The 22665-nt window shown below is 65.3% G+C and carries 21 protein-coding genes; 7 read left to right on the forward strand and 14 right to left on the reverse strand.

The features are described from left to right. Positions 1-8: 8 nt before the first annotated feature. From FJ957_RS26200 to FJ957_RS26255, 12 genes are all read right to left on the reverse strand, one after another. Complete coding sequence (locus tag FJ957_RS26200) at positions 9-995, reverse strand: ABC transporter permease (protein ID WP_140835693.1); 987 nt, start codon at positions 993-995, stop codon at positions 9-11. Next, complete coding sequence (locus FJ957_RS26205) at positions 992-2023, reverse strand: ABC transporter permease (RefSeq protein ID WP_140835694.1); 1032 nt, start codon at positions 2021-2023, stop codon at positions 992-994. Before FJ957_RS26205 ends, FJ957_RS26200 begins: the two co-directional genes overlap by 4 nt. Continuing rightward, positions 2020-3546: a sugar ABC transporter ATP-binding protein gene (locus tag FJ957_RS26210; protein WP_181180716.1), complete on the reverse strand. Its 1527-nt coding sequence runs from the start codon at positions 3544-3546 to the stop codon at positions 2020-2022. The genes FJ957_RS26205 and FJ957_RS26210 overlap by 4 nt, the downstream gene beginning before the upstream one ends. A gap of 68 nt (positions 3547-3614) precedes the next feature. Beyond that, the gene (locus tag FJ957_RS26215) at positions 3615-4616 is read right to left on the reverse strand and encodes a sugar ABC transporter substrate-binding protein (RefSeq protein WP_210239821.1); all 1002 of its coding nucleotides are present in this window, start codon (positions 4614-4616) and stop codon (positions 3615-3617) included. 62 nt (positions 4617-4678) lie between these two features. Beyond that, on the reverse strand, positions 4679-5338 hold the full coding sequence (locus FJ957_RS26220; RefSeq protein WP_140835695.1) for an L-fuculose-phosphate aldolase: 660 nt from the start codon (positions 5336-5338) through the stop codon (positions 4679-4681). Positions 5339-5365: 27 nt separating this feature from the next. Next, positions 5366-6142 carry an SDR family oxidoreductase gene (locus tag FJ957_RS26225; RefSeq protein ID WP_140835696.1) on the reverse strand — a complete coding sequence of 259 codons (777 nt, stop codon included), beginning with the start codon at positions 6140-6142 and terminating at the stop codon, positions 5366-5368. A 200-nt stretch (positions 6143-6342) separates the two neighbouring features. Further along, positions 6343-7179 (reverse strand): GntR family transcriptional regulator, encoded by an 837-nt coding sequence (locus FJ957_RS26230; protein WP_140835697.1) that lies wholly within the window; start codon positions 7177-7179, stop codon positions 6343-6345. Between the two features lie 68 nt (positions 7180-7247). Continuing rightward, the gene (locus tag FJ957_RS26235) at positions 7248-8492 is read right to left on the reverse strand and encodes an MFS transporter (RefSeq protein ID WP_140835698.1); all 1245 of its coding nucleotides are present in this window, start codon (positions 8490-8492) and stop codon (positions 7248-7250) included. After that, positions 8489-8941, reverse strand: a complete 453-nt coding sequence (locus FJ957_RS26240; RefSeq protein ID WP_140532069.1) for a MaoC family dehydratase — start codon at positions 8939-8941, stop codon at positions 8489-8491. The genes FJ957_RS26235 and FJ957_RS26240 overlap by 4 nt, the downstream gene beginning before the upstream one ends. Further along, positions 8938-9378: a zinc ribbon domain-containing protein gene (locus FJ957_RS26245; protein ID WP_140835699.1), complete on the reverse strand. Its 441-nt coding sequence runs from the start codon at positions 9376-9378 to the stop codon at positions 8938-8940. The genes FJ957_RS26240 and FJ957_RS26245 overlap by 4 nt, the downstream gene beginning before the upstream one ends. Further along, positions 9378-10529 (reverse strand): thiolase family protein, encoded by a 1152-nt coding sequence (locus FJ957_RS26250; protein WP_140835700.1) that lies wholly within the window; start codon positions 10527-10529, stop codon positions 9378-9380. The genes FJ957_RS26245 and FJ957_RS26250 overlap by 1 nt, the downstream gene beginning before the upstream one ends. After that, positions 10526-12472, reverse strand: a complete 1947-nt coding sequence (locus tag FJ957_RS26255; RefSeq protein WP_140835701.1) for an acetoacetate--CoA ligase — start codon at positions 12470-12472, stop codon at positions 10526-10528. Before FJ957_RS26255 ends, FJ957_RS26250 begins: the two co-directional genes overlap by 4 nt. 130 nt (positions 12473-12602) lie before the next feature. Between FJ957_RS26255 and FJ957_RS26260 the strand changes: the two genes are divergently transcribed. Next, positions 12603-13778 (forward strand): acetyl-CoA C-acetyltransferase, encoded by a 1176-nt coding sequence (locus FJ957_RS26260; protein ID WP_140835702.1) that lies wholly within the window; start codon positions 12603-12605, stop codon positions 13776-13778. 407 nt (positions 13779-14185) lie between these two features. Here the strand turns inward: FJ957_RS26260 and FJ957_RS26265 are convergent, their stop codons facing one another. Further along, on the reverse strand, positions 14186-15790 hold the full coding sequence (locus tag FJ957_RS26265; RefSeq protein ID WP_140835703.1) for an FAD-dependent oxidoreductase: 1605 nt from the start codon (positions 15788-15790) through the stop codon (positions 14186-14188). A 153-nt stretch (positions 15791-15943) separates the two neighbouring features. On the opposite strand from FJ957_RS26265, the gene FJ957_RS26270 reads away from it, so the two are divergent. From FJ957_RS26270 to FJ957_RS26285, 4 genes are read left to right on the forward strand one after another with little or no spacing between them, the layout of a single operon-like run. After that, a complete protein-coding gene (locus FJ957_RS26270; RefSeq protein WP_140835704.1) occupies positions 15944-16480 on the forward strand; it encodes a cupin domain-containing protein in 537 nt (178 codons plus the stop codon). 9 nt (positions 16481-16489) lie between these two features. Further along, a complete protein-coding gene (locus FJ957_RS26275; RefSeq protein ID WP_140835705.1) occupies positions 16490-17281 on the forward strand; it encodes an aspartate dehydrogenase in 792 nt (263 codons plus the stop codon). Further along, positions 17281-18087 (forward strand): alpha/beta hydrolase, encoded by an 807-nt coding sequence (locus FJ957_RS26280; protein ID WP_140835706.1) that lies wholly within the window; start codon positions 17281-17283, stop codon positions 18085-18087. Before FJ957_RS26275 ends, FJ957_RS26280 begins: the two co-directional genes overlap by 1 nt. After that, positions 18084-19823, forward strand: a complete 1740-nt coding sequence (locus tag FJ957_RS26285) for a cobalamin-dependent protein (RefSeq protein WP_140835707.1) — start codon at positions 18084-18086, stop codon at positions 19821-19823. Before FJ957_RS26280 ends, FJ957_RS26285 begins: the two co-directional genes overlap by 4 nt. A 41-nt stretch (positions 19824-19864) precedes the next feature. On the opposite strand, the gene FJ957_RS26290 is transcribed toward FJ957_RS26285, so the two are convergent. Then, positions 19865-20743, reverse strand: coding sequence for an SDR family oxidoreductase (locus tag FJ957_RS26290; protein ID WP_246685966.1), 879 nt, complete (start codon positions 20741-20743; stop codon positions 19865-19867). Between FJ957_RS26290 and FJ957_RS26295 the strand changes: the two genes are divergently transcribed. Beyond that, positions 20714-21685: a thiamine pyrophosphate-dependent dehydrogenase E1 component subunit alpha gene (locus tag FJ957_RS26295; RefSeq protein WP_140835708.1), complete on the forward strand. Its 972-nt coding sequence runs from the start codon at positions 20714-20716 to the stop codon at positions 21683-21685. The genes FJ957_RS26290 and FJ957_RS26295 overlap by 30 nt on opposite strands. A gap of 1 nt (position 21686) precedes the next feature. Then, a complete protein-coding gene (locus FJ957_RS26300) occupies positions 21687-22661 on the forward strand; it encodes an alpha-ketoacid dehydrogenase subunit beta (RefSeq protein ID WP_140835709.1) in 975 nt (324 codons plus the stop codon). Positions 22662-22665: the final 4 nt, after the last annotated feature.

Consider the following 22665-nt stretch of genomic DNA (forward strand, 5'->3'; position numbering starts at 1 on the left):
TTTCGAACTCAATGGGCGGCGCGGCGCAGGCCGAAGCTCGCGGCCAGCACCAGAAAGACGAGCACGCCGATGCCGACCTGCTGCCAGTAGAAATTCCAGCCGACGAGCAGCAGCCCGTTCTTGACGATGGCGAGCAGCAACACGCCGAGCAGCGTGCCGATGACCGAGGGCTTGCGTTCGCGGCTGAGCGTCGTGCCTATGAAAGTGGCGCCGATCGCGTCGAGCAGGAAGGCATTGCCCGACAGCGGCACGTAGGACTTCACCGTCGCGGACAACACTATACCTGTGACGCCGGCAAGCAGCGCGCACAGCACATGCACCATCGACAATTCGCGCGGCACGCGGATGCCGGAATACCAGGCGACGCCGGGCTGGGCGCCCATGGCCTGGACATAGCGCCCGAAGACCGAGCGATGCAGCAGGAGATGGACCGCGACCGCCAGGACGATCAGCACGATGACCGGCGTCGGTATTCCGAACAAATCGGTGCGGGCAATGGCGTTGAACTGGTCTGCTGCATAGCCGCTTGTGAGGTAGATGGGCTGGCCGCCGCTGGTGGCGAGCTGCTGCGCGCTCTGGCCGATGAAGAGCACGCCGAGCGTCGCCAGGAAGGGGCTGATGTTGAGCCTGGTGATGAGGATCGCATTCAGCACGCCGACGATCAGCGCGGCGCCGAGTCCGCCGGCGACGCCGACCACGCCGCTGTAGCCGGCGGCGAGAAGCATGACGAAGATCATACTCGCCATGTCGACGGACACGCCGACGGAGAGATCAATGCCGCCCGACGAGATGACGATGGTCAGCCCCAGCGCCACGATCGCCAGCATGACGACGTTGTTGACCAGCACGTTGAAAAGGTTGGCCGGCGTCAGGAAGGTCGGGCTCGCCACCGAAAAGAAGATGACGATGGCCGCGAAGGCAATGAGCACGCTGTATTTGGCGAGGAAGCCGCGCAGGCTCACCTTGGCGGAGTTGTCGTTGGCAGAGACGCTCATCGCGAACCCTCCGAACCGCGGGCAAAGGATGTGATGGCCACCACCAGCAGGATCAGCGCGCCCTGCACCCCGTTGACCCAGTAGCTGGAGACGTTGAGCAGTTGGAAACCGTTGGCCAGAAGGCCGATGAACAGAACGCTGAGCAGCGTGCCGCCCATGGTCGGCACGAAGCGGCGGGAAAAGACCGTGCCGAGCAGTGCCGCCGCCAGCACCGACAGAAGCAGCTCGCCGGAACCGGGTGTGCTGGCCGACAGGCGAGAGACGGTGAGGATGCTCGCCACAGCAGCACAGAAGCCGCTCAGCACATAGGTGAAGGACACGTAGAACGGAACGCTGAGACCGGCCGCGCGCGCCGCCTCGGGATGGCCGCCGACAGCGTAGAGCCTGAGCCCGAACGACGTGCCATGAACGACCGCGATCATGATCGCTGAGAAGACGATCAATGCCCAGGCAAGCGCGGAGATGCCGAGGAAGCTCCCCGAAACCAGCACGCCGAGCAGCGGGGAGGATGCGCCGACGACCGTGTTCTGGGTGAGCGTGAGTTCCATGCCGGCGGCGACATTGAGCACGGCAAGCGTCGCAAGCAGCGGCAGGATACCGAGCCCGACCACGGCAAGGGCGTTCAGCGCGCCGACCGCCATGCCCACGGCGATGGCAGCAAGCACCGAAAGGAAGTCGCCATAACCCATCGACAAAAGTGTCGCGTAGACGGCGGCGCAGAGCCCCATATTGGCGGCGATCGACAGGTCGATGCCGCCTTCGGTGACATCGGAGCCGCCGCCGATGATGACGGCCGTCATGCCATAGGCGAGCACGCCCAGGATCGCCGACTGCTCGATGACGTTGATCAGGTTGAAGGTGGAGGTGAAGCCCTGCGCGAAGATGGCGAAATAGGCCATGATCGCGGCGAAGGCGGCGATCGCGCCAAGCCGCACGACCAGCGCGCCGAAGCGCCGGCCCGCGCTCTTTGCGGCGGCTTGTTTTTCGTCGGACACGCCGACTTCGGTGTGAAGAGCAGTCGCGCTCATACGGCCGCTCCATCGGTGTTCGAGCGCGCACCGGACGAAGCCGCCAGCAGCGCGTCGCTGTTCATCGCAGGACCGGAGAAGCTGCCGGCAAGCCGACCGCGATAGACGACCAGAACGCGGTCACAGACGCCGACCAGCTCCAGCAGGTCGGAGGACAGAAGCAGGATCGCCGCTCCCTCGCCCGCCAGGCGGTTCAACAGATTGTAGATCTCGACCTTGGCGCCGACATCGACGGCGACCGTCGGTTCGTCCAGCACATAGACCCGCGACTGGCAGCTCAGCCATTTGGCCAAAGCCACCTTCTGCTGGTTGCCGCCGGAGAGCTCGCGCACCAGCGCGTCGCGATGCGGCGCCTTGATCGACAGTTCCTTGATCAGGCCGTCGACCGCCTTGTTCTCCAAGCCACGGCTGACCATGCCGCTTCGCGAATAGCGGCGCAGGCTGGCCAGCGAGATATTCTCGCGCACCGACAGTCCGAGCGCCACGCCATGCGCGCGGCGGTCTTCCGGCAGCATGGCGATGCCGTCGCGCACGGCCTTGACCGGCGTCGACAGCGCAAGCTCCCTGCCCTCGACCTTGACCTGGCCGCCATCGGCGGTCTTGAGGCCGAACAGGCACTGGACGATTTCCTTGGCGCCGGAGCCCAGCAGGCCGGTTAGGCCGACGATCTCGCCGGCGCGAACGTTGAAGCCGATATTCTCGAAGCTGCCACCGAGGCGAAGGTTGGAAACCTCCAGCACCGGCGCGCCAAGCTCGACTGAGCGCTTCGGAAACATCTCGCCGACATCCCGGGCGATCATCATCGAGATGATCTCGTCGATCGGTGTCTGGCGCGGATCGACCGTGCCGACATCCGTGCCGTTACGCATCACGGTGACGCAGTCGCAGAGCTTCTCGATCTCCTGCATATAATGGGAGATGAAGACCACGGCGATGCCGTCGTCGCGCAACCGGCGCAGCACGTCGAACAGGCTATCGACCTCGCGTTTGACCAATGCCGCCGTCGGCTCGTCGAGCACCAGCACCGATGCCTTTTGCGCCAGCGCGCGGGTGATCTGGACGACCTTCTGCTGCGCGGTGGTCAGGTCTTTCACCAGCGTACCCGACGGCAGTTCCATGCCGAAGAAGCGCTTCAACAGGTCCGCAGCCTTGCGCTCCATGGCGCGGCGGCTGACGAACGGACCGAGGCCGATCTCGTGGCCGAGGAAGACAGCTTCGCCGACGGTCGCGGTTGGCACCAGGAGCCTGTCCTGGTGGATGAAATGCACGCCGAACTTTTCGACCGAAGCCGGCGTGAGCGAGGCGATGGCCTCGCCGTTGATGAGAATAGTGCCGCTGTCCGGCTTGATGATGCCGGCCAGCACCTTGATGATGGTCGACTTGCCGGCGCCGTTCTGGCCAACAAGGCCGAGGATCGAGCCGCGCGCGATCTCGAGGTTCGCGTTCTCCAGCGCGCGCACCGGACCGAACCGCTTCGATATGCCCGTCATCGACACAGCAATGTCACGCTTTGCTGGCTGCATGGCCGTCAACCCCGATTGAATGTGGCGGGCAGCCGCAACGCCTTGGCTGCCCGTTGTTTCGTTCCGCTCTATTTAACGCCTGCCTTTTCGGCGGCGTCGAGGAACGGCTTTCCTTTTTCGGCGGCATTTTCCTTGTTGATCAGCACCGCGGGAACGAAGGTGAAGGGCGGCACCTTCTGGCCGGCCAGATACTTCGCGACGTTGTCGACCGAGGTCTTGCCGATCTCATAGGGCTGCTGCGCCGCGACGGCGCCGGCCGACGATTTCGGGTCCATCACCATCTTGATGACTTCCGGGCTGCCGTCGATGCCGTAGGTCTTGACCTCGTTGCGGCCGGCAGCCTCGACCGCCTGCGTGGCGCCGATCTGCGGCACGTCCCAGCAGGCCCAGACCGCGCCGATCGAACCCTTCTCGGGCGATTTGGTCAGCATGTCGGTGACGTTGGAATAGGCGCTTTGCACCGTGTTCGGAATGACGTCGCGTAGCTCGGGCTCGACGATCTTCACATCCGGGAACGAGGTCAGCACATATTTCAGCTGGTCGTAGCGGATCTTGCAGACCGGCACGCTGTAGAAGCCGTTGAAGACCAGCACGTTGCCCTTGCCGCCCATATCGGCGACCATCTGCAAGGCGATTTCGGCGCCGATATTGTAGTTGTTGGAGGTGGTGTTGTTGATGGCGTGCGGGGTGGCGGTGTCGACCGTGAACAGCGGGATGCCGGCGTCGCGGATCTTCTGCAGCCACGGGTTCAGCACTTCGAGATTGCCGAGCTGCTCGATGATGGCGTCGGGCTTCTGCGCGATCAGCGTTTGCAGCTGTGCAATCTGCTGCTGGTCCTTGCGGCCGGCGTCGAGGGCGATCACTTCGCCGCCGAGTTCCTTCACACGATCCTGGATGCCGCGAAACGCCATCAGGTCCCAGTAGTGGTCGGTGCCTATTGCCGAGACGCCGATGCGCTTGCCCTTGAGCGACAGCTCCTCGGCGCTCGCGCCGGAGACGGCGGCAAGGCTGCAAGCCGCCGCCAGCCCCAGGGCGAGCGCCTTGACGAGGCCTTTCATTGATCTGGTCATTTCATTTCCTCCCTTGTTGATCGCTCCGGGCCTTCCGGAGGATTCTGCCTGATGGCCGCCGCTCAGGCAGCGGCCTCGTTGTCGCGCAGGCCGTAGCTCGCCATGCGCTTGATGACGTTTTCGATCTCCTCGTCTGACAGCACCGGCGGCTCTCCGATCTGCAGGGCGCCGTGATACTGGCGCGCCAACGTCTCGACCTCGACGGCAAGCCACATGGCCTGAGCGAGGCTCGATCCGACTGCGATCATGCCGTGCTGGGCAAGCAGGCAGGCCTTGCGGTCGCGCAGCGCCTCCACCGCATGCGCCGAAAGCTCCGCCGTGCCGAAGGTGGCGTAAGGCGCGCAGCGTATGTCGCTGCCGCCGGCGACCGCGACCATGTAATGGATTGCCGGTATTTTCCTGCCCATGATGGCGATCGTGGTGCAGTAGGTCGGATGCGCGTGGACGACGGCGTTGACCTCGGGCCGCGCCTTCATGATGTCGAAATGGAAGCGCCATTCGCTCGACGGCGGCAGGCGGCCGTCAACCTCGCCGTCCCAGCCCATAAAGACGATGTCTTCCGGCTGCAGCGTGTCGTAGGGGGTGCTGGTCGGCGAGATCAGCATGCCGTCGCCATGGCGACAGCTGATGTTGCCGGATGTGCCCTGGTTGATGCCAAGTGCGTTCATCTGGATGCAGGCGTCGATGATTGCCTGGCGCGGCTCTCGGTCCGAAACGGTCATGCGATATTCCAATCCTTGCTCAATCCGTCACCAGGCCGTGTAACCGCCGTCGATCGACAGGATCGCGCCGGTGACGTAGCTCGACGCCGGCGACGCCAGGAACAGGATCGCCGAGGCGATCTCCTGCGGTGTGCCCAAGCGCCCCATCGGCGTCATGTCGATCCAGGTGTTGAAGAGTTCGGGACGCTCGCGCATCTTCAGCGTCATCTCGGTGCCGACGTAACCCGGAGCCAGCGCGTTGACGCGCACGCCCGATTTCGCCCATTCGACGGCGAGCGCCTTGGTCATCATGTGCACGGCGCCTTTGCTCACCATGTAGGACGGCGCGGTCTGCGGACGGTTGATGATCAGGCCCGACATCGAGCCGAGATTGACGATCGAACCCTTGTTGCGGGCGACCATCGAGCGGCCGAAGGCGCGCGAGGCCCAGTAGACGCCGTTGACGTTGACATCCATCACCAGGCGCCATTCCTCGTCCGGGGTGTCGAGCGCGGTGTTGAGGCGCGCGATGCCGGCGCTGTTGACCAGGACATCGACCTTGCCGAAGTCCGCGACGATCGCGGTTGCCATCGCCTCTACCGCCTGTGGATCCGTGACATCGAGCACGCGGCCATCGACGCTTGCGACACCGGCCGTCGTGAGCGCCTCGGCAGCGGCTTTCAGCCCGTCCGCATTCATGTCGAGCAGGACGATACGCGCGCCGCAAGTCCCGAGCGCCTTGGCCGCCTCGAGACCGATCCCGCTGGCGCCGCCGGTGACGACGGCAACCTCGCCTGTCAGGTCGAATTGCGACTGGTAATCCATGCACGTCCTCCATCAGGACGAACTTGAGCGCGGGCAAAATACCACCCTCGCCGCCGAAGCAGCGCCGCAAGCCGACCGGTCCTGATAATGCCTCCGGGTCAGGCTCCTCCCGACCCCATGACAGGGACGTTACAGAAGCTTCCTGGGTCCGTCAATCTGGTAATAACCAGAAAAGGGAAACTTTTTTGGACGAGCGCAATTCAGGTGCGATCGACGCCGTTCACGGTCGCCGACGGCTGCTCCACCGCCATGTGGATGCGGGCCACGGAGGAGTTGTAGAAGGCCTCGTAATATTCGAGCGCGGCGCCGTCGGCGTCATAGGCGATCGACTCGATCTCGATCAGCGGCGTGTTGGCGGCGACACCCATCTCATCGGCCTCTTCCTTGGTCGGAAGTGCGGCGCGCAGCCAGCGGTCGGCGCGCTTCACGGTCAGGCCGAAGACGGCGCGGATGGTGCCGAAGATCGACTGGTTTTCCGACAGGATGTTCTCCAGCCCCGGCACCCGATGTCCCGGCAGGCTGATGCGCGTCATGGTGATCGGCGAGCCATCGGTCATGTAGACGCGGCTGATGCGGACCACGCTGCCATTGGCGGGAATGCCGAAGACCTTGGACTCCTTCTCGCTCGGCGGGCAGCGGTAGATTTCCAGCGTGCGGGTCGAGACCTTGTGGCCCTTGGCGGTCAGGTCGTCGAACACGCCGAGGTTGGCGGTCATGAAGTCGACATGCTCGCGCGGTGCCGCGACGAACATACCCTTGCGCGGCATCTTGATGATACGGCCTTCGTTGGACAGCGAGCCGATCGCCGCGCGCACCACGGGACGCGACACGCTGAAGAATTCGCAAAGCGCCTGCTCAGAGGGAATGCGCGAATTGGCGGCAAGCAACCCGGTGTTGATCGCTTCCTCGACCTGGTTGCGCAACTGCACCCAAAGCGGGGCCGCCTCATCGCGGTTGAGCTGAACCTTTGAGCCGATCGAGCGGAAAGCCTCGGCCGCCTCGGCATCTTCCTGATCGTAACGAGGACGCCCGCGCATTCTGGTTGCTTGTTGCATTCGGTCCTGCCGCAATTCATTGCCGCGACTCAACGAGCGGCGGCGCCTCCCTAGCGGAGACCTGCGGCCATTTTCACGCTCTCCGGCAAGTTTCGCAACCATAGCATCGCGGCAGCCCCCAGAAGCGGCCCGGGAACCAGCAGCAGGAAGGCCCAGCGCCAGCCACCGATGAAGTCGGCGAAGCGCGGCGTCAGCCAGATGGCGAGCACCGTCAGCGCGAAACCCAGTCCAAGCTGCACCGACAGCGCGGTGCCGACGAAGCGGCGGTCGGCAAGCTCGGTGACGGCTGCGGAGAACTGCGCCGAATCGCCAATGACCGAAACGCCCCAGACGACGGCCACCAACATGAAGAGCCAGAGTGGGCCGGTGAAGAGAAAGCCCATCAGCAGTGCGCAGCCGCCCGAGACGAGCATCATGCCGGCGGTGGTGATGGTGCGGCCGATACGGTCGGACAGATAGCCACCGAGCAGGCAGCCGAGGATGCCGGAGGCCACGACAAGGAAGGTCGAGAGCGAGGCGGTAGCGGCGGTTCCGATCACCTGCGCCTCGAAAGCGGCGCGCGTATAGGCAAGCAGCCACGCCCACATGGCGTAAAGCTCCCACATATGGCCGAGATAGCCGAGATTGGCGAGCAGCAGCGGCTTTTCGCGAAACACCTGGCCGATGCGCGAGGGCTCGAAGACGGCCTTGCCGAAGGGGTACGGCCCTTCTTTGGCGAACAGCAGGAAGAGCGACGCGCCCGCCGCCGTCGCCACGCTGGTGGCGGCGACCACCGGACGCCAGTCGAGCGCGGTCGAGACGGCGCGGAAGAGATGCGGCAGCGCCGAGCCGACAGTCAGCGCGCCGATGACCGCGCCTAGCGCCAGCCCCCGGTCGCGCGTGAACCAGGTGGCGACGAGCTTCAGCGCCGGCGGATAGACGCCGGCAAGCGCGGCGCCGGTGACGATGCGCGCGGCGATCACGCCGCCCGGTCCGGGATGAAGCAGCAGCGTCGCGTTGGCTAAAGCGGCGACAAGGGCCGCGGCCGCCATGAGGCGGCTGAGCCGCACAAGATCGGGAAGATTGACCAGGCTCGCCGCCAGCGCGCCGATCACGAAGCCGACCTGAACGCCATTGGTCAGCCATGCTTCGGCGCTCGCGCCCAGTGCGAGTTCCTGCTTCAGCTCAGGAAGTATCGCGGTCGCCGAAAACCAGGTGGTCAGCGAAAGGACGACCGCCAGGCAAAGCAGCGACAGCACGCGCCAACGCTCGCTGTCGGCCGCCATGCCAAGCCGGCCGCCCCCGACCGTGCTCATGCGCCTTGCAGCGGTACGGTGAACACCGTGGCCGTGCCGGTGAGGCAAAGCTCGCCCTGGCCGTTGCGCACGCTGGTCTCGATCTTGCAGATCGGCTTGTCGGGCCGCACGTCCTTGACCTCCACGCGTCCGGTGATCTCCTCATCGACGCCGACAGCCTTGACGAACTTCCAGGCCACTTCGAGAAACACGGTTCCAGGTCCGGGCAGATCCTCCGCCACCAGCGCATTGAGGATGCCGGAAGTGACGCCGCCCTGGACGATCAGCTTGCCGAACACCGACTTCTCGGCCAGCGCGCGGTCGTAATGCAGCGGGTTGCGGTCGCCGGTGATGTCGGTGAAGGCTTCGATGTCACTCATGCGCGTGCGCCGCGTGCGCTCGGCAAAGGCGCCGACCTGCGGGCGGCCCTTCACGACACCCACCCAACCGTCTTTCGTCTCGGTGCTCATTTCGGCTTCTCCTCTGCTCTGGGTTCGATTGGTTTGAAGGCAGGCAGGACGCGACCGCCGATGGCTGTCGGCGCAAGCCGCAGTATGTCTCCGACATGTAGCGGCCGTGTGCCGGCCAGGATGAAGCTCAGCATCGTCGGGCCTTCGGCCAGTTCGACCAGGCCGACCACGTAAGGTGCCGCGGGCAGCCAGCCGGGATGGCCGGGCTTATGCACCTCGGAAAAGGATTTGAGCTGCCCCCTGCCCGATGCGTCTTTCCAGACCAGCCGCCTGCTCCAGCAGTGCGGACAGATCGGCCGCGGATAGAAGACGGCCTTGCCGCAATCCTCGCAGCGTTGAATCGTCAACCGGCCTTCGGCCGCGGCATCCCAGAACGGCCGGGTGAGCGCGGTGATGGTCGGGCCGGCGGTCTTGAGCGTGTTGAGATCGACGGACATCAGGCGGTTCCCAGCACGAGTGCGGTCGCTTCGCTCATCGTCGCGCCATTGCCGGTGACCAGCGCGAGCCCGGCTTTGCCGATCTGGCGTTCGCCCGCCTCGCCGCGCAGTTGGCGCACCGCCTCGACGACGTGCGTCATGCCGCCGGCAAGGTCCGGCTGGCCGAAACCCAGCTGGCCGCCATGCGTGTTCAGCGGCATGTCGCCCTTGTGTGATAGATCGCGCCCGCGCAGCCAGGCGCCGAATTCGCCCGGCGCGCAGAGGCCGGCATCCTCGATCGTTGTGGCGACCATGATGGTGTAGCAATCATAGAGCGAGAGAAGGTCCATTCGGTCGGCATTGGTACCAGACTGCGCGAAGGCTCGCGCCATGGCGCTCTTCAGCGGGCCGGAGGTGAGGCTGGGTGCCTGGCTGACGGCCCGGTGCGTGACCTTCTCGCCGGCACCGAGCAGATGGACGGGCGGCTTGGACAATGATCGCGCGCGTTCGGCCGAAGTGACGACGACCGCCTCGCCGCCGGCGACCGGCATGACGATTTCGAGTAGGTGCAGCGGCGAGGCGATCATGGGCGAGGCGAGCACCGCTTCCACGTCCGCCGGCTTGCCGAAGAAGATGGCGTCGGGATTGGACTGCGCATTGGCGCGCGCCGCCGCCGCGATCATGGCGAAATCCCGTGCCGTCGAGCCATATCCCGCCATATGCGCCTGCATCAGCAGCGCGTAGGAAATGTTGGCGCCCGAGGCGCCGAACGGCACATCGAACTCGCGGATCGGATTGCGGTTGGGCGAGCGGGGTGCCGCCGCCTCGCGGTTGTTGGCGAGCACGCACAGAACCGCCTCGCACATGCCGGCCTCGATCGCTGCGGCCGCCCGCCAGACCATGCCGGCGCCGGATGCGCCGCCGAGATCGACGACGTTGGCCATGGTCGGAGCGAGACCCAGATATTCGGCGATGGTCGCCGGGACATGTTGCGGCGTCTCGCCGACCTGCGGCCCGACCAGCAGCCCATCGATGGCTCTCGGCTCCAGCCCCGCGTCGAGGACCGCCAGGCGCGAGACCGCGGCAATCATCTCCAGCGTCGTCACGCCGCTGGTCAAACGTTGCGGCTTCAACTCGCCGATGCCGACGATCGCTCCCTTCGACCGGCTCATGCCGCCTTGCTCCGGTCGAGCGCACGATATTCCTCGAGACATGCCGGATTGGCGAGCGAGGCCATGTTCTTGACCGGCTTGCCTTCGAGCGTGGTGCGGGCCGCGCCCTCCACCCGCTTGCCGTTCAGCGTGTAGGGCACGGCCTGCACCGCATGGATGCGGTGCGGCACGTGGCGCGGCGATGCGCCTTCGCGGATCGCCCTGCGGATTTGCGCGGCAAGCTCCGAGGTCAGCGCATACCCATCATTGAGCTTGACGCAGAGCACGATCTCTTCGTCGCCTTCGACGGGCGCGCCAAAAACCAGGCAATCCTCGATCTCGGCAAAGTCTTCGCAGGCCGCGTAGATATCGGCCGTGCCGATGCGCACGCCACCGGGCTTCAGCGTCGTATCGGAGCGGCCATGGATGATGCCCGAGCCATAGGCGGTCATCTCGGCGATGTCGCCATGTGTCCAGATCTCCGGGCGCGCGGCGAAATAGGTGGCGTGATAGCGCGCCTCGCCATCCTTGCCCCAGAAGGTCAGCGGCATCGACGGGAACGGCTCGGTGCAGACGAGATCGCCCTGGCGGCCAATGATGGGCGCATTGCGCTCGTCCATCACGCCGACCGCGAGGCCGAGCCCTTTCACGGTCAACTCGCCGCGCCGCACCGGGTGAAGGGGCGAGCCAAGCAGGAAGCAGCCAATGATCTCGGTGCCACCCGAGATCGAGGCGAAGATCATATCCTTTTTCACATGCTCGTAGACCCAGTCGAACTGACCGGGGGAGACGGGCGCACCAGCCGACAGCAGAGACCGCAGCGACGAGAGATCGAACAAGTTGCCCGGCGCGTAACCTTCGGCGGCGAGTGTGGCCAAATATTTCGGGCTGGTGCCGAAATGCGTGACGCGGGCACGCTCGGCCATCGTCCAGAGCGGACTGGGATCGAGCCCGTCGCCCGATTTCAGGATCGGCGCGCCGTCATAGAGCACCACTGTCGCGTGGCAGGCGAGGCCCGAGATCAGCCAGTGGTACATCATCCAGGCGGTGTTGGTGTACCAGCTCATGACGTCGCCGGGGCGAACATCGCCATGCAGCAGATGCTCCTTCAGATGCTGGAGCAGCACGCCGCCGGCTCGGTGGACGATCGCCTTCGGCGCGCCCGTCGTGCCGGAGGTGTAGAGCACATAGGCCGGATGGTCGAAGGGCACGCGCTCGAAGCTGAGCGGAGCGTCGCGGCCGAAATCGTCGAACGAAATGCAATCCGCCGCGCAGCTTGGCCTGGGACCCGGTTCGCCGGTCAGCACCAGCGTCGTCACACTCGGCATCGCGGCGACGATCTCCGCCAGCCTGCCGGAGATGTCGTGCTCCTTGCCCGCATAGCGGTAGCGAGGTGCGGCGAACAGCACCTTGACGCCGATCTGGCCGAGGCGGTCTACGATCGCGGCGGCGCCGAAATCCGGCGAGCAGGACGACCAGACGGCGCCGACGGAAAGCGTCGCCAGCAATGCGACGAGACCTTCAACGCGATTGGGCAGGATGCCGCCGACACAATCGCCCTTGGCGATACCGGCCGCGCGCAGGCCGTCGGCCATTCTAGCCACGAGCCGGCGCAATTCGGCAAGCGTGATGGTCCGGAAATGGCCGCTCTCGTCGGCCTCGATCACTGCGACCCTCTCGCCGTCGCCACACAGCAGGTTTTCCGCGAGGTTGAGCGAAGCGTCCGGCAGGAATCGGCTCCTGGTCATCGGCGCATTCTCGTCGCGCAGGAAGGAGATGGCGCCCGGTTCGCCGATGACCCCGGCGAAATCCCACACCGCGCGCCAGAACGCGCCAGGATCGCCGATCGACCAGCGATGCAGCGTCTCGTAGTCGCGCGGGTCGAAGCCGTTGGCTATCGAAAAGCGCGCAAGGTTGGACGATTGGAACGCGGCCGGCGCCGGCGTCCAAAGCACGGATGACATGGATTCCTCCCGCAACGCAGGCCCGGCTCGATGCCGCGGCCTTGCCTGCCGATGCGTTTCAGATTATTGGTTATAACCAGAATGTCAAGCTGCGATCGTGGACACGCCGTTCGCGTGTAGAGGACTGGAAATGGATGCTGTTTACATCGTTGCCGCGAAGCGAACGCCCATCGGCAAGCTGAACGGCGCGTTCGCCAGCCTTTCGGCGGCGGAGCTGGGGGCACAGCTTATCCAGGCGATGCTGGCGGAAACGCAGTTCGCCCCCGATGCCGTCAGCGAGGTGATCATGGGCCAGGTGCTGACTGGCGGCGCCGGACAGAATCCGGCGCGACAGGCCGCGCTCAAGGCAGGCCTTCCAGTCAGCGTTCCCGCCATGACGGTGAACAAGGTATGCGGTGCCGGCCAAAAGTCGATCCATCTCGCCGCCCAGGCCGTTCGCTGTGGCGACGCCGATTGCGTGATTGCCGGCGGGCAGGATTCGATGACATCGGCGCCGCATGTCATTCACGGCGCCCGCGCCGGCATCCGGATGGGCGACCGTACCGTCAAGGATTCCATGATCACCGACGGACTGTGGGACGCCTTCCATCAGGTGCATATGGGCGTGACCGCCGAGTCGCTGGCGCAGCGCTACCAGATCACCCGCGAAGAGCAGGACCGTTTCGCGCTGCGCTCGCAGGAGAAGGCTGACGCCGCCATCCAGACGGGCCGATTCGACGAAGAGATCGTCACGATCTCGATAAAGGCCAGGCAGGGCGATCTCGTCATCGACCGCGACGAGCATCCCAATCCCTCCACCACCATGGAAGGCCTCGGCCGGCTGAGGCCGGTCTTCGATGCGGCGGGAACGATCACGGCCGGCAACTCCTCCGGTCTCAACGACGGTGCCGCGGCGGTGCTGGTGACGTCGGAAGCGCGGATGAAGGAACTCGGTCTGACGCCCCTCGCGCGTATCGCGTCTTATGCTTCCGCCGGTGTCGAGCCGATGAACATGGGGCTCGGTCCCGCCGCTGCTTCACGTCTGGCGTTGGAGAAGGCGGGATGGCAGGCCTGCGACCTCGACGTGATGGAGGTCAACGAGGCTTTTGCCGCCCAGGCCATCGCCGTCAATCGCGAGATGGGCTGGAACGAGGACATCATCAACATGAGCGGCGGCGCCATCGCGCTAGGACATCCGCTGGCCGGTTCCGGCTGCCGCATCGTGGTGACGCTGCTCTACGAGATGATCCGCCGCGATGCGCGCAAAGGATTGGCATCGCTCTGCATCGGCGGCGGACAAGGAGTGGCAATCTGCCTTGAGCGGTGAGCCCGACACTTTGAGCAGTAATTGCCTGAGGGAATTGGGCAATGGGCCTGGCCACGACAGCTTTGGGTCTACGATAGAGCTCAAGACTACGGCCAACGTTGGGCGCAAAGCTGACGCCATTCCTTACGCCCATGCCTCACGGAATTGTCTCCCGTCCGCCGGTTCAAATCGTCACTGCGACACTGGGCCTGTCGCCTGGTTCGGCAGGAGTGGCGGCCATAGTCACACCGGAGTCCGGAATGTATCGCGATCGAGTCGCTTAATCAGCGTACTTTCTTCGGACGTCCGCGGCGACTTGGCGAGCGGGTGCGCGCTGCAAACAGGGAACCGTCATTTTGAGATCGTATTCGCCGGCAAGGGTCGGTTGGCTAGATCGCCAGCCCATCCTCAGGGGTTTCGCTCCGCGGTCATCGATTCTGATGCAGGATCGTTTCAGCGGCGATGAAGCCCCAGGTCAGATTTGGGCCGAGGGTGGTGCCGGCGCCCACGGCGCGCGTGCCGATCGGGTTGGCCATGGCAAGACCGGCCGCGTAAAGACCAGGAATGATCGAACCGTCCGGCCTCAAGACCTGCGCCCGCTCATTGGTGCGGGCTCCCCCCTTGGTTCCGAGTATAGAACGATTGAGCGTCATGCCGACGTAGGGCGGCTTGTCGATGGGCTTCAGCCGATTTTTAGGGCCGTGCGCTTTGTATTCCTCCCAGCCGTTCTCACCACGCCGAAAATCCTCATCGCGTCCCTTCGCGCAAAAGCTGTTCCAGCGGGCAATCGTCTCCTCGAGAGCCGATGCCGGTAATCCCAGCCTTGCAGCGAGGCCGCCGATCGTGTCGGCTTTCTTGATCCATTGCCGCTCGTAGGACGCGTACCAGCGGAAGGGCAGAGACGTCCTCAGGAAGCGATGATCGCCGACCAGATAGCAGGGCAGGTTCACCGGCGTGCCGTCCGGCCCGCGCGCGTCGATCGCCTCGCCGATATTGAAATCGTTCTCGCTGACGAAGCGTCTGCCATCGCGGCTGACGACGATCGAATGCGGTTCGGCCTGGAAGGTCATGGGCAGGCCATGCGGCTTGCCCTGGTAGCGCGTCGGCAGACAGGGATAGACATTCGCCTGGTCCATGCGATCCAACTCCGCGCCGACGGAAGCGGCAAGCTTCTGGCCGTCGCCCTCGTTGGTGGGAGGACTGCCGATACGATCCAGGGCGCCAGGGAAATGGCGTGCCCGCATCTCGGCATCCCATTCGAAGCCGCCGGTCGCGATGACCACGCCGCGTCGGGCAAGAAGCTTCGTCCGCTGGCCCTCGCGCTCCACCTCGGCGCCGGTCACGCGGGAGTCCGGATCCTGGATCAGACCCACGGCGCGGGTTTCCAGCCAAAAGGTGACGCCCGCATCGAGGCATCCCCTGATCAGCCCGGTCATGAGAGCAGTGCCTTGTCCGCCGGAATTCGTCAGCTTTCGCCAAAGCAGCTTCGGCCAGAGCCTGAGGCCGGCGCGTATGGGGTGATGATAAAGATCGCTATCGACGATCTCCTGGTAGCTGAAACTGTGCGGCAAGGTGGAGGGACGCAAGCGCGCCGCGAATTTGCCCAGGATGCGTCGGCTGAGCGGCAGCGGTGAGACCATGCGGCCGAAAAGCTTGCCGCCGGGCGCCTCGGCGAAGGGGTCCGGCTCGTTGACCAGACGGAAGTCCAGAGGCGTGCTGCCGGAAAGGAAACGCAGCATATCGGGAGCCGCTCTGACGAAAGCGCTCCAGAGCGCATCCTCCTTCCGCGCCCAATCCTGGGGAGACACGGCGCGCAGATAGGTCAGCGCATCGTCCCGGCTGTCGGCGACGCCGGCATCCGCGGCCAGGTGATTGGCGGGTATCCAGACGCCCGCGCCGGACATGGCCGAGGTGCCACCCAGCCATCCGCTCTTTTCGATCACCAGCACTTTGAGGCCGCCCTTGGCCGCTCTCAATGCCGCCGCGCAGGCCGCCGAACCGGAACCGATAACCAGAACATCGAATTCGCCCATCGGCTTCCCCCAGACTGTCACCGCGACGTCACTATAGGTGCGGGAAATTAAATCTGTCTACTATTGTGTCGACACTTTTTGCATTATACGTTCCGTTGGTGAGCGGCATGCACCCGCACGATAATCTCAAGCCCCTTTTCGACAGGCAGAGCCATGGATGATACTCACCTTCCGCCAGCTCCATCCGGCATTCATATCTCCGGGTCCGAAACGCGCGAAAGCTACTGGCAGCCGGTGCCGGCGAACGGCCATATCGACGTGGCGCTAGCACCCCACATCGTCGGCATGGAGCACCCGTTCGCGCTTGGCACGCAGTCTGTGGCGCCCGGCGGCTATGTGCGCGAGCACACGCATGAGCGCAATGAGGAAGCGATCTATGTGATCGAAGGCCACGGCCGCGCCGTCGTCGACGGCAAGGAGTATCCTCTAGGCCCCGACAGCGTGGTGTTCCTGCCGAAGAATGTCAGGCACATGTTCATCAACGATGGCGAGACGCAGCTTCGCTGGCTCTGGCTGATCGTGCCCAACGGGCTCGAAGACTTCTTCCGCCTCATCGGCAAGCCGCGCAAGCTGGGCGACCGCGTACCCGCCAATTTCCCACGCCCCGAAAACGTGCTGGAGATCGAGCGCAGGACCGTCTTCGGCGCCGATCTCACCGACAAGTTCGATCCCGTGAGCCGCGGCTCCTGAAGACGCCGGATGACGACGCTCGGCCTCATCGGCTACGGAGCCATCGCGCGTGACCTCGTCTCGGCCTTTCCGCCCGACGCGGTCGATTGGCTGGTATTGCTGCGCGAAGGCGCCAGTCCCGAACTGCCGGCGAATGTCAGCGCGGTCACCAAGGTCGAGCGACTGATCGAGGCAAGGCCGCGGGCTGTGGTCGAGGCAGCGGGCCAGGGGGCAGTGGCGACCTACGTACCTGCCTTGCTCGAAGCCGGAATACCAACCGTCGTGGCATCGGTCGGCGCGCTTGCCGATGCCACGCTTCACGCCCGGATCGCCACCGCCGGCCGCAGCGGCGGCGCGCGGCTCATGCTGCCGGCGGGAGCGCTGGGCGGCCTCGATTATCTGCGTGCGATAGCGGCCCTTCCCGACGCGCGGGTACGCTATACCTCGCGCAAGCCGCCGGCGGCCTGGGAAGCCGAGCTCGCCGCGCGTGGTCTATCGGTCGAGCGCGATGCCGTGACGCTCTTCGAGGGGTCCCCCGCCGAAGCGGCATCCGCCTATCCCAAGAACCTCAATGCGGCCTTCGCCGTGGCGCTGGCCGTGGGCGCCGAAAGGGTCACCGTGCGGGTTGTCGTCGACCCGAAGGCGACCGGTAACAGCCATGAAATCGAGGCCGAGAGCGCTGCCGGCACCGCCTTCTTCAGCATGGTCAACGCGCCCTCGCCCGGCAATCCGAAGACTTCGGCACTGACCGCGCTGAGCCTCGTCGCCGCGCTGCGCGATCTGCTCGACATCGACCTGCCCGAGACGGGAGGCCGCCGCTGATGACCTTCTTCGCCGCCGCCGATGGCTGCCGCATCCACTACGAAACGTTCGGGGCGAAGGGGCCGCGCCTCGTCCTCATCCCGGGACTCGGCGGCGACGGACGATTCTGGTCCGGCGTCGTGCGCCTGCTCGAGGCTGATTACCAACTCATAGTCACCGATCATCGCGGCGCGGGCCGCAGCGACCGCCCCGACGGCCCTTACTCTGTTCCGCTCATCGCCGGTGATGTCGCGGGCCTGCTGGCGCAGACGGGTGGGCCGGCACATGTCGTCGGGCATTCCACAGGCGGCGCCGTCGCCCAGAGACTTGCTCTCGACCATGCGGATCTCGGGGTGAGCTACACGATCAGCAGTTCCTGGGGGCGGGCCGACAGCCGCTTCCGCGCCCTCTTCACCGCGCGTGCCGAACTGCTCGAGGCAGGCATGGCCGAGACCTACCAGCGCCTCACCCATGCGCTGTGCCACGAGGCTTCCTACCTGGCGATCCATTTCGCCGAGCTCGAGATGGCGGTCACCACCGCCTCACGGACCCTCGCCCCGCTGCATGTCGCCGCGGCGCGCCTGCGCATGCTGCTCGACCATGATTGCCTCGATGACCTCGCCGGGGTTGTCGCTCCGGTGCAAGTAATCGCCGCCACGGGCGACGTGCTGATCCCGCCCGCCCTGACGCAGGCCATCGCCGAGGCGATACCGGGCGCCCGATACGCATGCGTCGACGGCGCGCATTTCCATCCCCTCGCCAGGCCAGAGGGCGTTGCCGCTGTCATCCGCCGTTTCATCACCGAAGCCGAGCAGCAGATATCATGACCGCCGACATCGTCCCCGTTCTCACCGATCCGCGTCTCAAGCCGGGCTCAGACCTGCTCGCCGAGGGGCGAACCATGGCGCGCGACTGGGGGCTCGGGAGCTGCCGTTTCCTCACCGAAACCGGCATGCCGTCCGAAGCCGCTTGGAAACGCAAGGCGGTCGCGGAAAGGCGCGTCATGCAGCATGCTCACATCGGCTTCCGCAGCGTCGACCGGACCATCGCGGCGATCGGCGAAGTGCATGAGCAATGCCGCAGGGCGGGGGTGACGGTCGATCGCTTCGGCATCACGCTGGACTGGTCGATGGGCTATCCGCAAGCCATGCGCGCCAAGGCCGCGCGCGGCACGGGCATCGTGCTGACCGGTCCGGAGGATTTCGCGCGCATCACCAATGCCGCTTCCGCGGCCGCGCATTTTGGGGACTTCATGCTCGGCCTGCCGGGCGCGGTCGAAAACACCCGCGCCGCGATCGCGGCCGGGGCGACGGCCATCGGCAATCTCGGGCAGTATTTCACCTTCCGGCTGCCCTACTGGGACGACGACGTGGCGACCACCGAAGCGACCGTCACCGCGCTTGGCCTGATCGCCGCGCAAGATGCGGAGATCCTTGTCCATTCGAATCTTGACGACGGATTCGCCGGGCTTTTCATCGACATGGCCTGCGCGCTGGGCATGGTGCTGATGGAAAAGCACATTGTCGAGACGCTGATCGGCGCAAGAATCGCGCATTGCTACGGCCATCACTTCAGCGACCCGCTTTCTCGCACCGCCTTCCACGCGGCACTCGTGCGGGTCACCGACACGCCGGGCACCATGATCTTCGGCAACACCGTCTCCTACCAGTCGAGCCCTGCCGGTAACTATGCCAGCCTGGCGAGCTATCTGATGGCCGACATACTCGCCATGGGGCGCTGGCCTTCGGGCCATGCGATCAATCCCGTGCCGGTGACGGAGAATCAGCGCATTCCCGACGTCGACGAGATCATCGACGCGCAGACATTCGCCCACAGGCTGACGCTGCACGCGCCTTTCTACGACCCGGTCTTCGATTGGGCCAAGACCGAGGCGATGGCCGACGTGCTTGTCGAAGGCGGACGGCGTTTTGCCGATGCCGCTCTCGCCGGCCTCGCGGAACGAGAGGTCGATGTGGACGATCCTGCCGCGCTGATGCTGGCTATCCGGCGCATCGGCCCAAAACGCCTGGAAGCGCTTTTCGGCCCGGGCGCGACCGGTCCGCGTGGGCGTGTGCCGCTGATCCATGCCGAATGGGCGCGAGAGCTCAACCACAAGGCGGCAACCTGGGTGGCGGGCCAGAAGCGGATGGAGGCGGCAAGAAACCTGACCGTCTGCATCGGCACCACTGATGTGCATGAGCACGGCAAGTATCTGGTCGAACAGGCGCTCGAAGGCCTTGGTATCGCCATCGCCGACGCCGGCGTCGCTGTTGACCCGGAAGCGCTCGTCACCCGTGCCACCGAAACCGGCGCGGACGCCATCGCCGTCAGCACCTACAACGGCGTCGCGCTGCGCTACGCGCAGGCTCTGAAGGCCGCAATGACGGCGCGTGGACTTTCCTTGCCGGTGCTGATCGGCGGACGGCTGAACGAGGTGCCGAAGGATTCGAATTCGGGCCTGCCGGTCGACGTGACCAAGGATATTTCCGACCTGGGCTGCCTGCCTTGCGCCGATCTCGACGAGATGCTTGCCGCTCTTCGCTCCATCCCGCCTGTCGCCTGATGTCGCGAGCAGGGCGCCGCCGTTATGTGACGGACGCCTGCTTACCAGGCGGTCATGCCGCCGTCGACCGTCAGGATCGAGCCGGTCGCGAAAGAGGATTCATCGCTGGCGAGCCACAGGATCGCATTGGCGATTTCGACCGGCTGCGCCACTCGGTTCATAGGCGAACGGGCGTTCAGGGCCGCGACAAACCCCGCGGGATCGGGATGTGTCTCCAACATGCTGTCGAAATAGCTCGACCAGGTCACGCCCGGCGCCACGGCGTTGACGCGGATGTTTTCGCCGGCATGGTCGAGCGCCATGGCCCGCGTCAGCGCCGCTACGCCGCCTTTCGAGGCGACGTAGGCGGCCCGGTCGGCAAGCCCGACATTGGCGACATTGGAGGCGGTGTTCACGATCACGCCGCCGCCGCCCCCGGACATGACGGGAATGGCATGTTTGGAGCACAGAAAGACGCCCTTCAAATTGACCGCCATCAGCGCGTCCCAATCCGCGGCGGCGGTCGTGACGACCGAACCGCGTATGCCATAGCCGGCGTTGTTGACCAGGATGTCGATCCGGCCAAACGCTTCCCGGGCGCGATCCACCATAGCCGTGACGGAAGCCTCGTCGGAGACGTCGGCTTCCAGTGCCAGGGCGCGGGCTCTGGCCGCCACTTCGCGGACCCGCGACCCGTCGCGGTCCACCGCAAGGATGCGCGCGCCCTCCCTCGCGAACAGTTCCATGACGGCCGCGCCAATGCCTGCACCGGCCCCCGTGACGATCGCCGCCTTGTCCTTCAAGCGCATGTCCGCCTCCCCTTTTCCAAACTTGTTTCGTCGCATCTTGCAGAAGCGCTTGCAAAGTGTCGACACTTTTGTATTTAATTTCAGCGCAACTGGGAATAGCCCGTGAAGAACACTCCGTCGGTCGAACAGCATTTGGAGATCTATCGCCGGATGCTGCTGGTGCGGCACCTCGAGGAAAGACTGGGGGTGCTCCACAAGGAAGGGCGCACACGCGGTCCTATCCATCGGTGCGACGGCCAGGAGGCCGTGGGCGTTGCGGCTACGGCTGTTCTGGAGCCCGGTGACAAAGTTGCCACCACCCATCGCGGCCATGCCGTCTATATCGGCAAGGGTATGGCCATGCGCCCAGTGGTGGCCGAGATATTCGGCAGGACGACGGGCGCATGCGGCGGACGTGCCGGCCATATGCTGGTGGCCGATGCCGAAAAGGGCGTGATCGGTGGCAACGCGATCGTCGGAGCCGGTATCCCTGCCGCTGCCGGCATGGCGCTGTCGATGCAGATCCTGGGCACGGGCAACGTCGCCATGTGCGTCTTCGGCGACGGCGCCGCCCAGACGGGCATCTGCCACGAGGCGATGAACATGGCCGGTCTTTGGAAGCTGCCGGTCGTCTTCGTGCTCGAGCACAACCAGTTCGGCCTGACCGTTCCTTCCGAAGTGCAGTCGCCGGTCGCGGATCTGTCGATCCGCGCCGCCGGCTACGCGATGCCGGCCGAAATCGTCGACGGCAACGACGCGGTCGCCGTCTATCGCGCCGTGTCGGCGATGGCGGAGCGAGCGAGGCGCGGCGAAGGTCCCGGCATGGTCGAATGCAAGACCTACCGCGTCGAAGGTTTCTCGACGTCCGACATGGGCGGTTACCAAAGGCCAGAGGATATAGCGGCCTGGAAAGCGCGCGACCCCCTGGTCGTCTCCCGCAAGGCGTTGCTGGACGATGTCGGGGAAGCACGGCTCGCCGCAATGGAAGCCGCGGCCAAGGCCGAGACTGACGAGGCGTTCGAGGCCGCCCTTTCCGATCCGATGCCGGAGTTCCTGGTCGACGAGGCCTGCAATCCTTACAGCGAGGCGCACTGACATGGCGATGATGCGATACGCCGAGGCACTCAACGCCGCGCTGCGCGAGGAGATGCAGGCCGATCCTTCCGTCTTCCTGTTCGGCGAGGACATCGGCCGCTATGGCGGCGTGTTCAAGGTGACAAAGGGGCTGATGGAGGAATTCGGTCAAACGCGCGTGCGCGACACGCCGATATCCGAACAGGCGCTGACCGCGATGGCGGTGACCGCCGCCATGACCGGCACCCGGCCGGTGCTGGAAATCATGTATGCGGATTTCGTGCCGCTCACGCTCGATTCGCTGGTCAACCAAGCCTCAATTTACAATTACATCTGGAACGGCCAGGTGAAGATGCCCTTCGTGCTGCGCACCCAGGGCGGTGGCGGCGCCGGCGCCGGCGCGCAGCATTCCAAGGCACTCGATTCGATGCTTGCCCATATACCTGGCATCAAGGTCGTCGCGCCTGCGACCCCCGCCGATGCCAAGGGCATGCTGAAGGCCGCGATCCGCGACGATCAGCCGGTCGTCTTCCTGGAGCACAAGCTGCTCTACAATGTTCGCGGCGAGGTTCCGGAAGGCGACGTGACCGTACCGCTCGGCAAAGCGGCAACCGTGCGCGAGGGCGGCGACATCTCGATCTTCGCCACTTCCAAGATGGTGGTGGAAGCGGCAAAGGCGGCCGATCTTCTCGCCACGGACGGCGTATCCGCCGAGATCGTCGACCTCAGGTCGCTGCGCCCGCTCGACGTCAATACCATCGTCGCCTCGATCGCCAAAACGCACCACGCGGTGGTAGTCAACGAGGGCTGGCGCTTTTGCGGCTACGCCGCCGAGCTTTCGGCAACGATCATGGATCATGCTTTCGACGAACTGGACGCGCCGGTCGCGCGCGTCACGCTGCCGGACATGCCGATCCCCTATTCCGAGCCTCTCGAAACGGCGATGCTGCCGAGCGCTGAGAAGATCCGCGCCGCTGCGCTGAAGATTTTGAAGTGACGGA

This window comes from Mesorhizobium sp. B2-4-6, from assembly GCF_006442775.1.
Classification (GTDB): Bacteria; Pseudomonadota; Alphaproteobacteria; order Rhizobiales; family Rhizobiaceae; genus Mesorhizobium.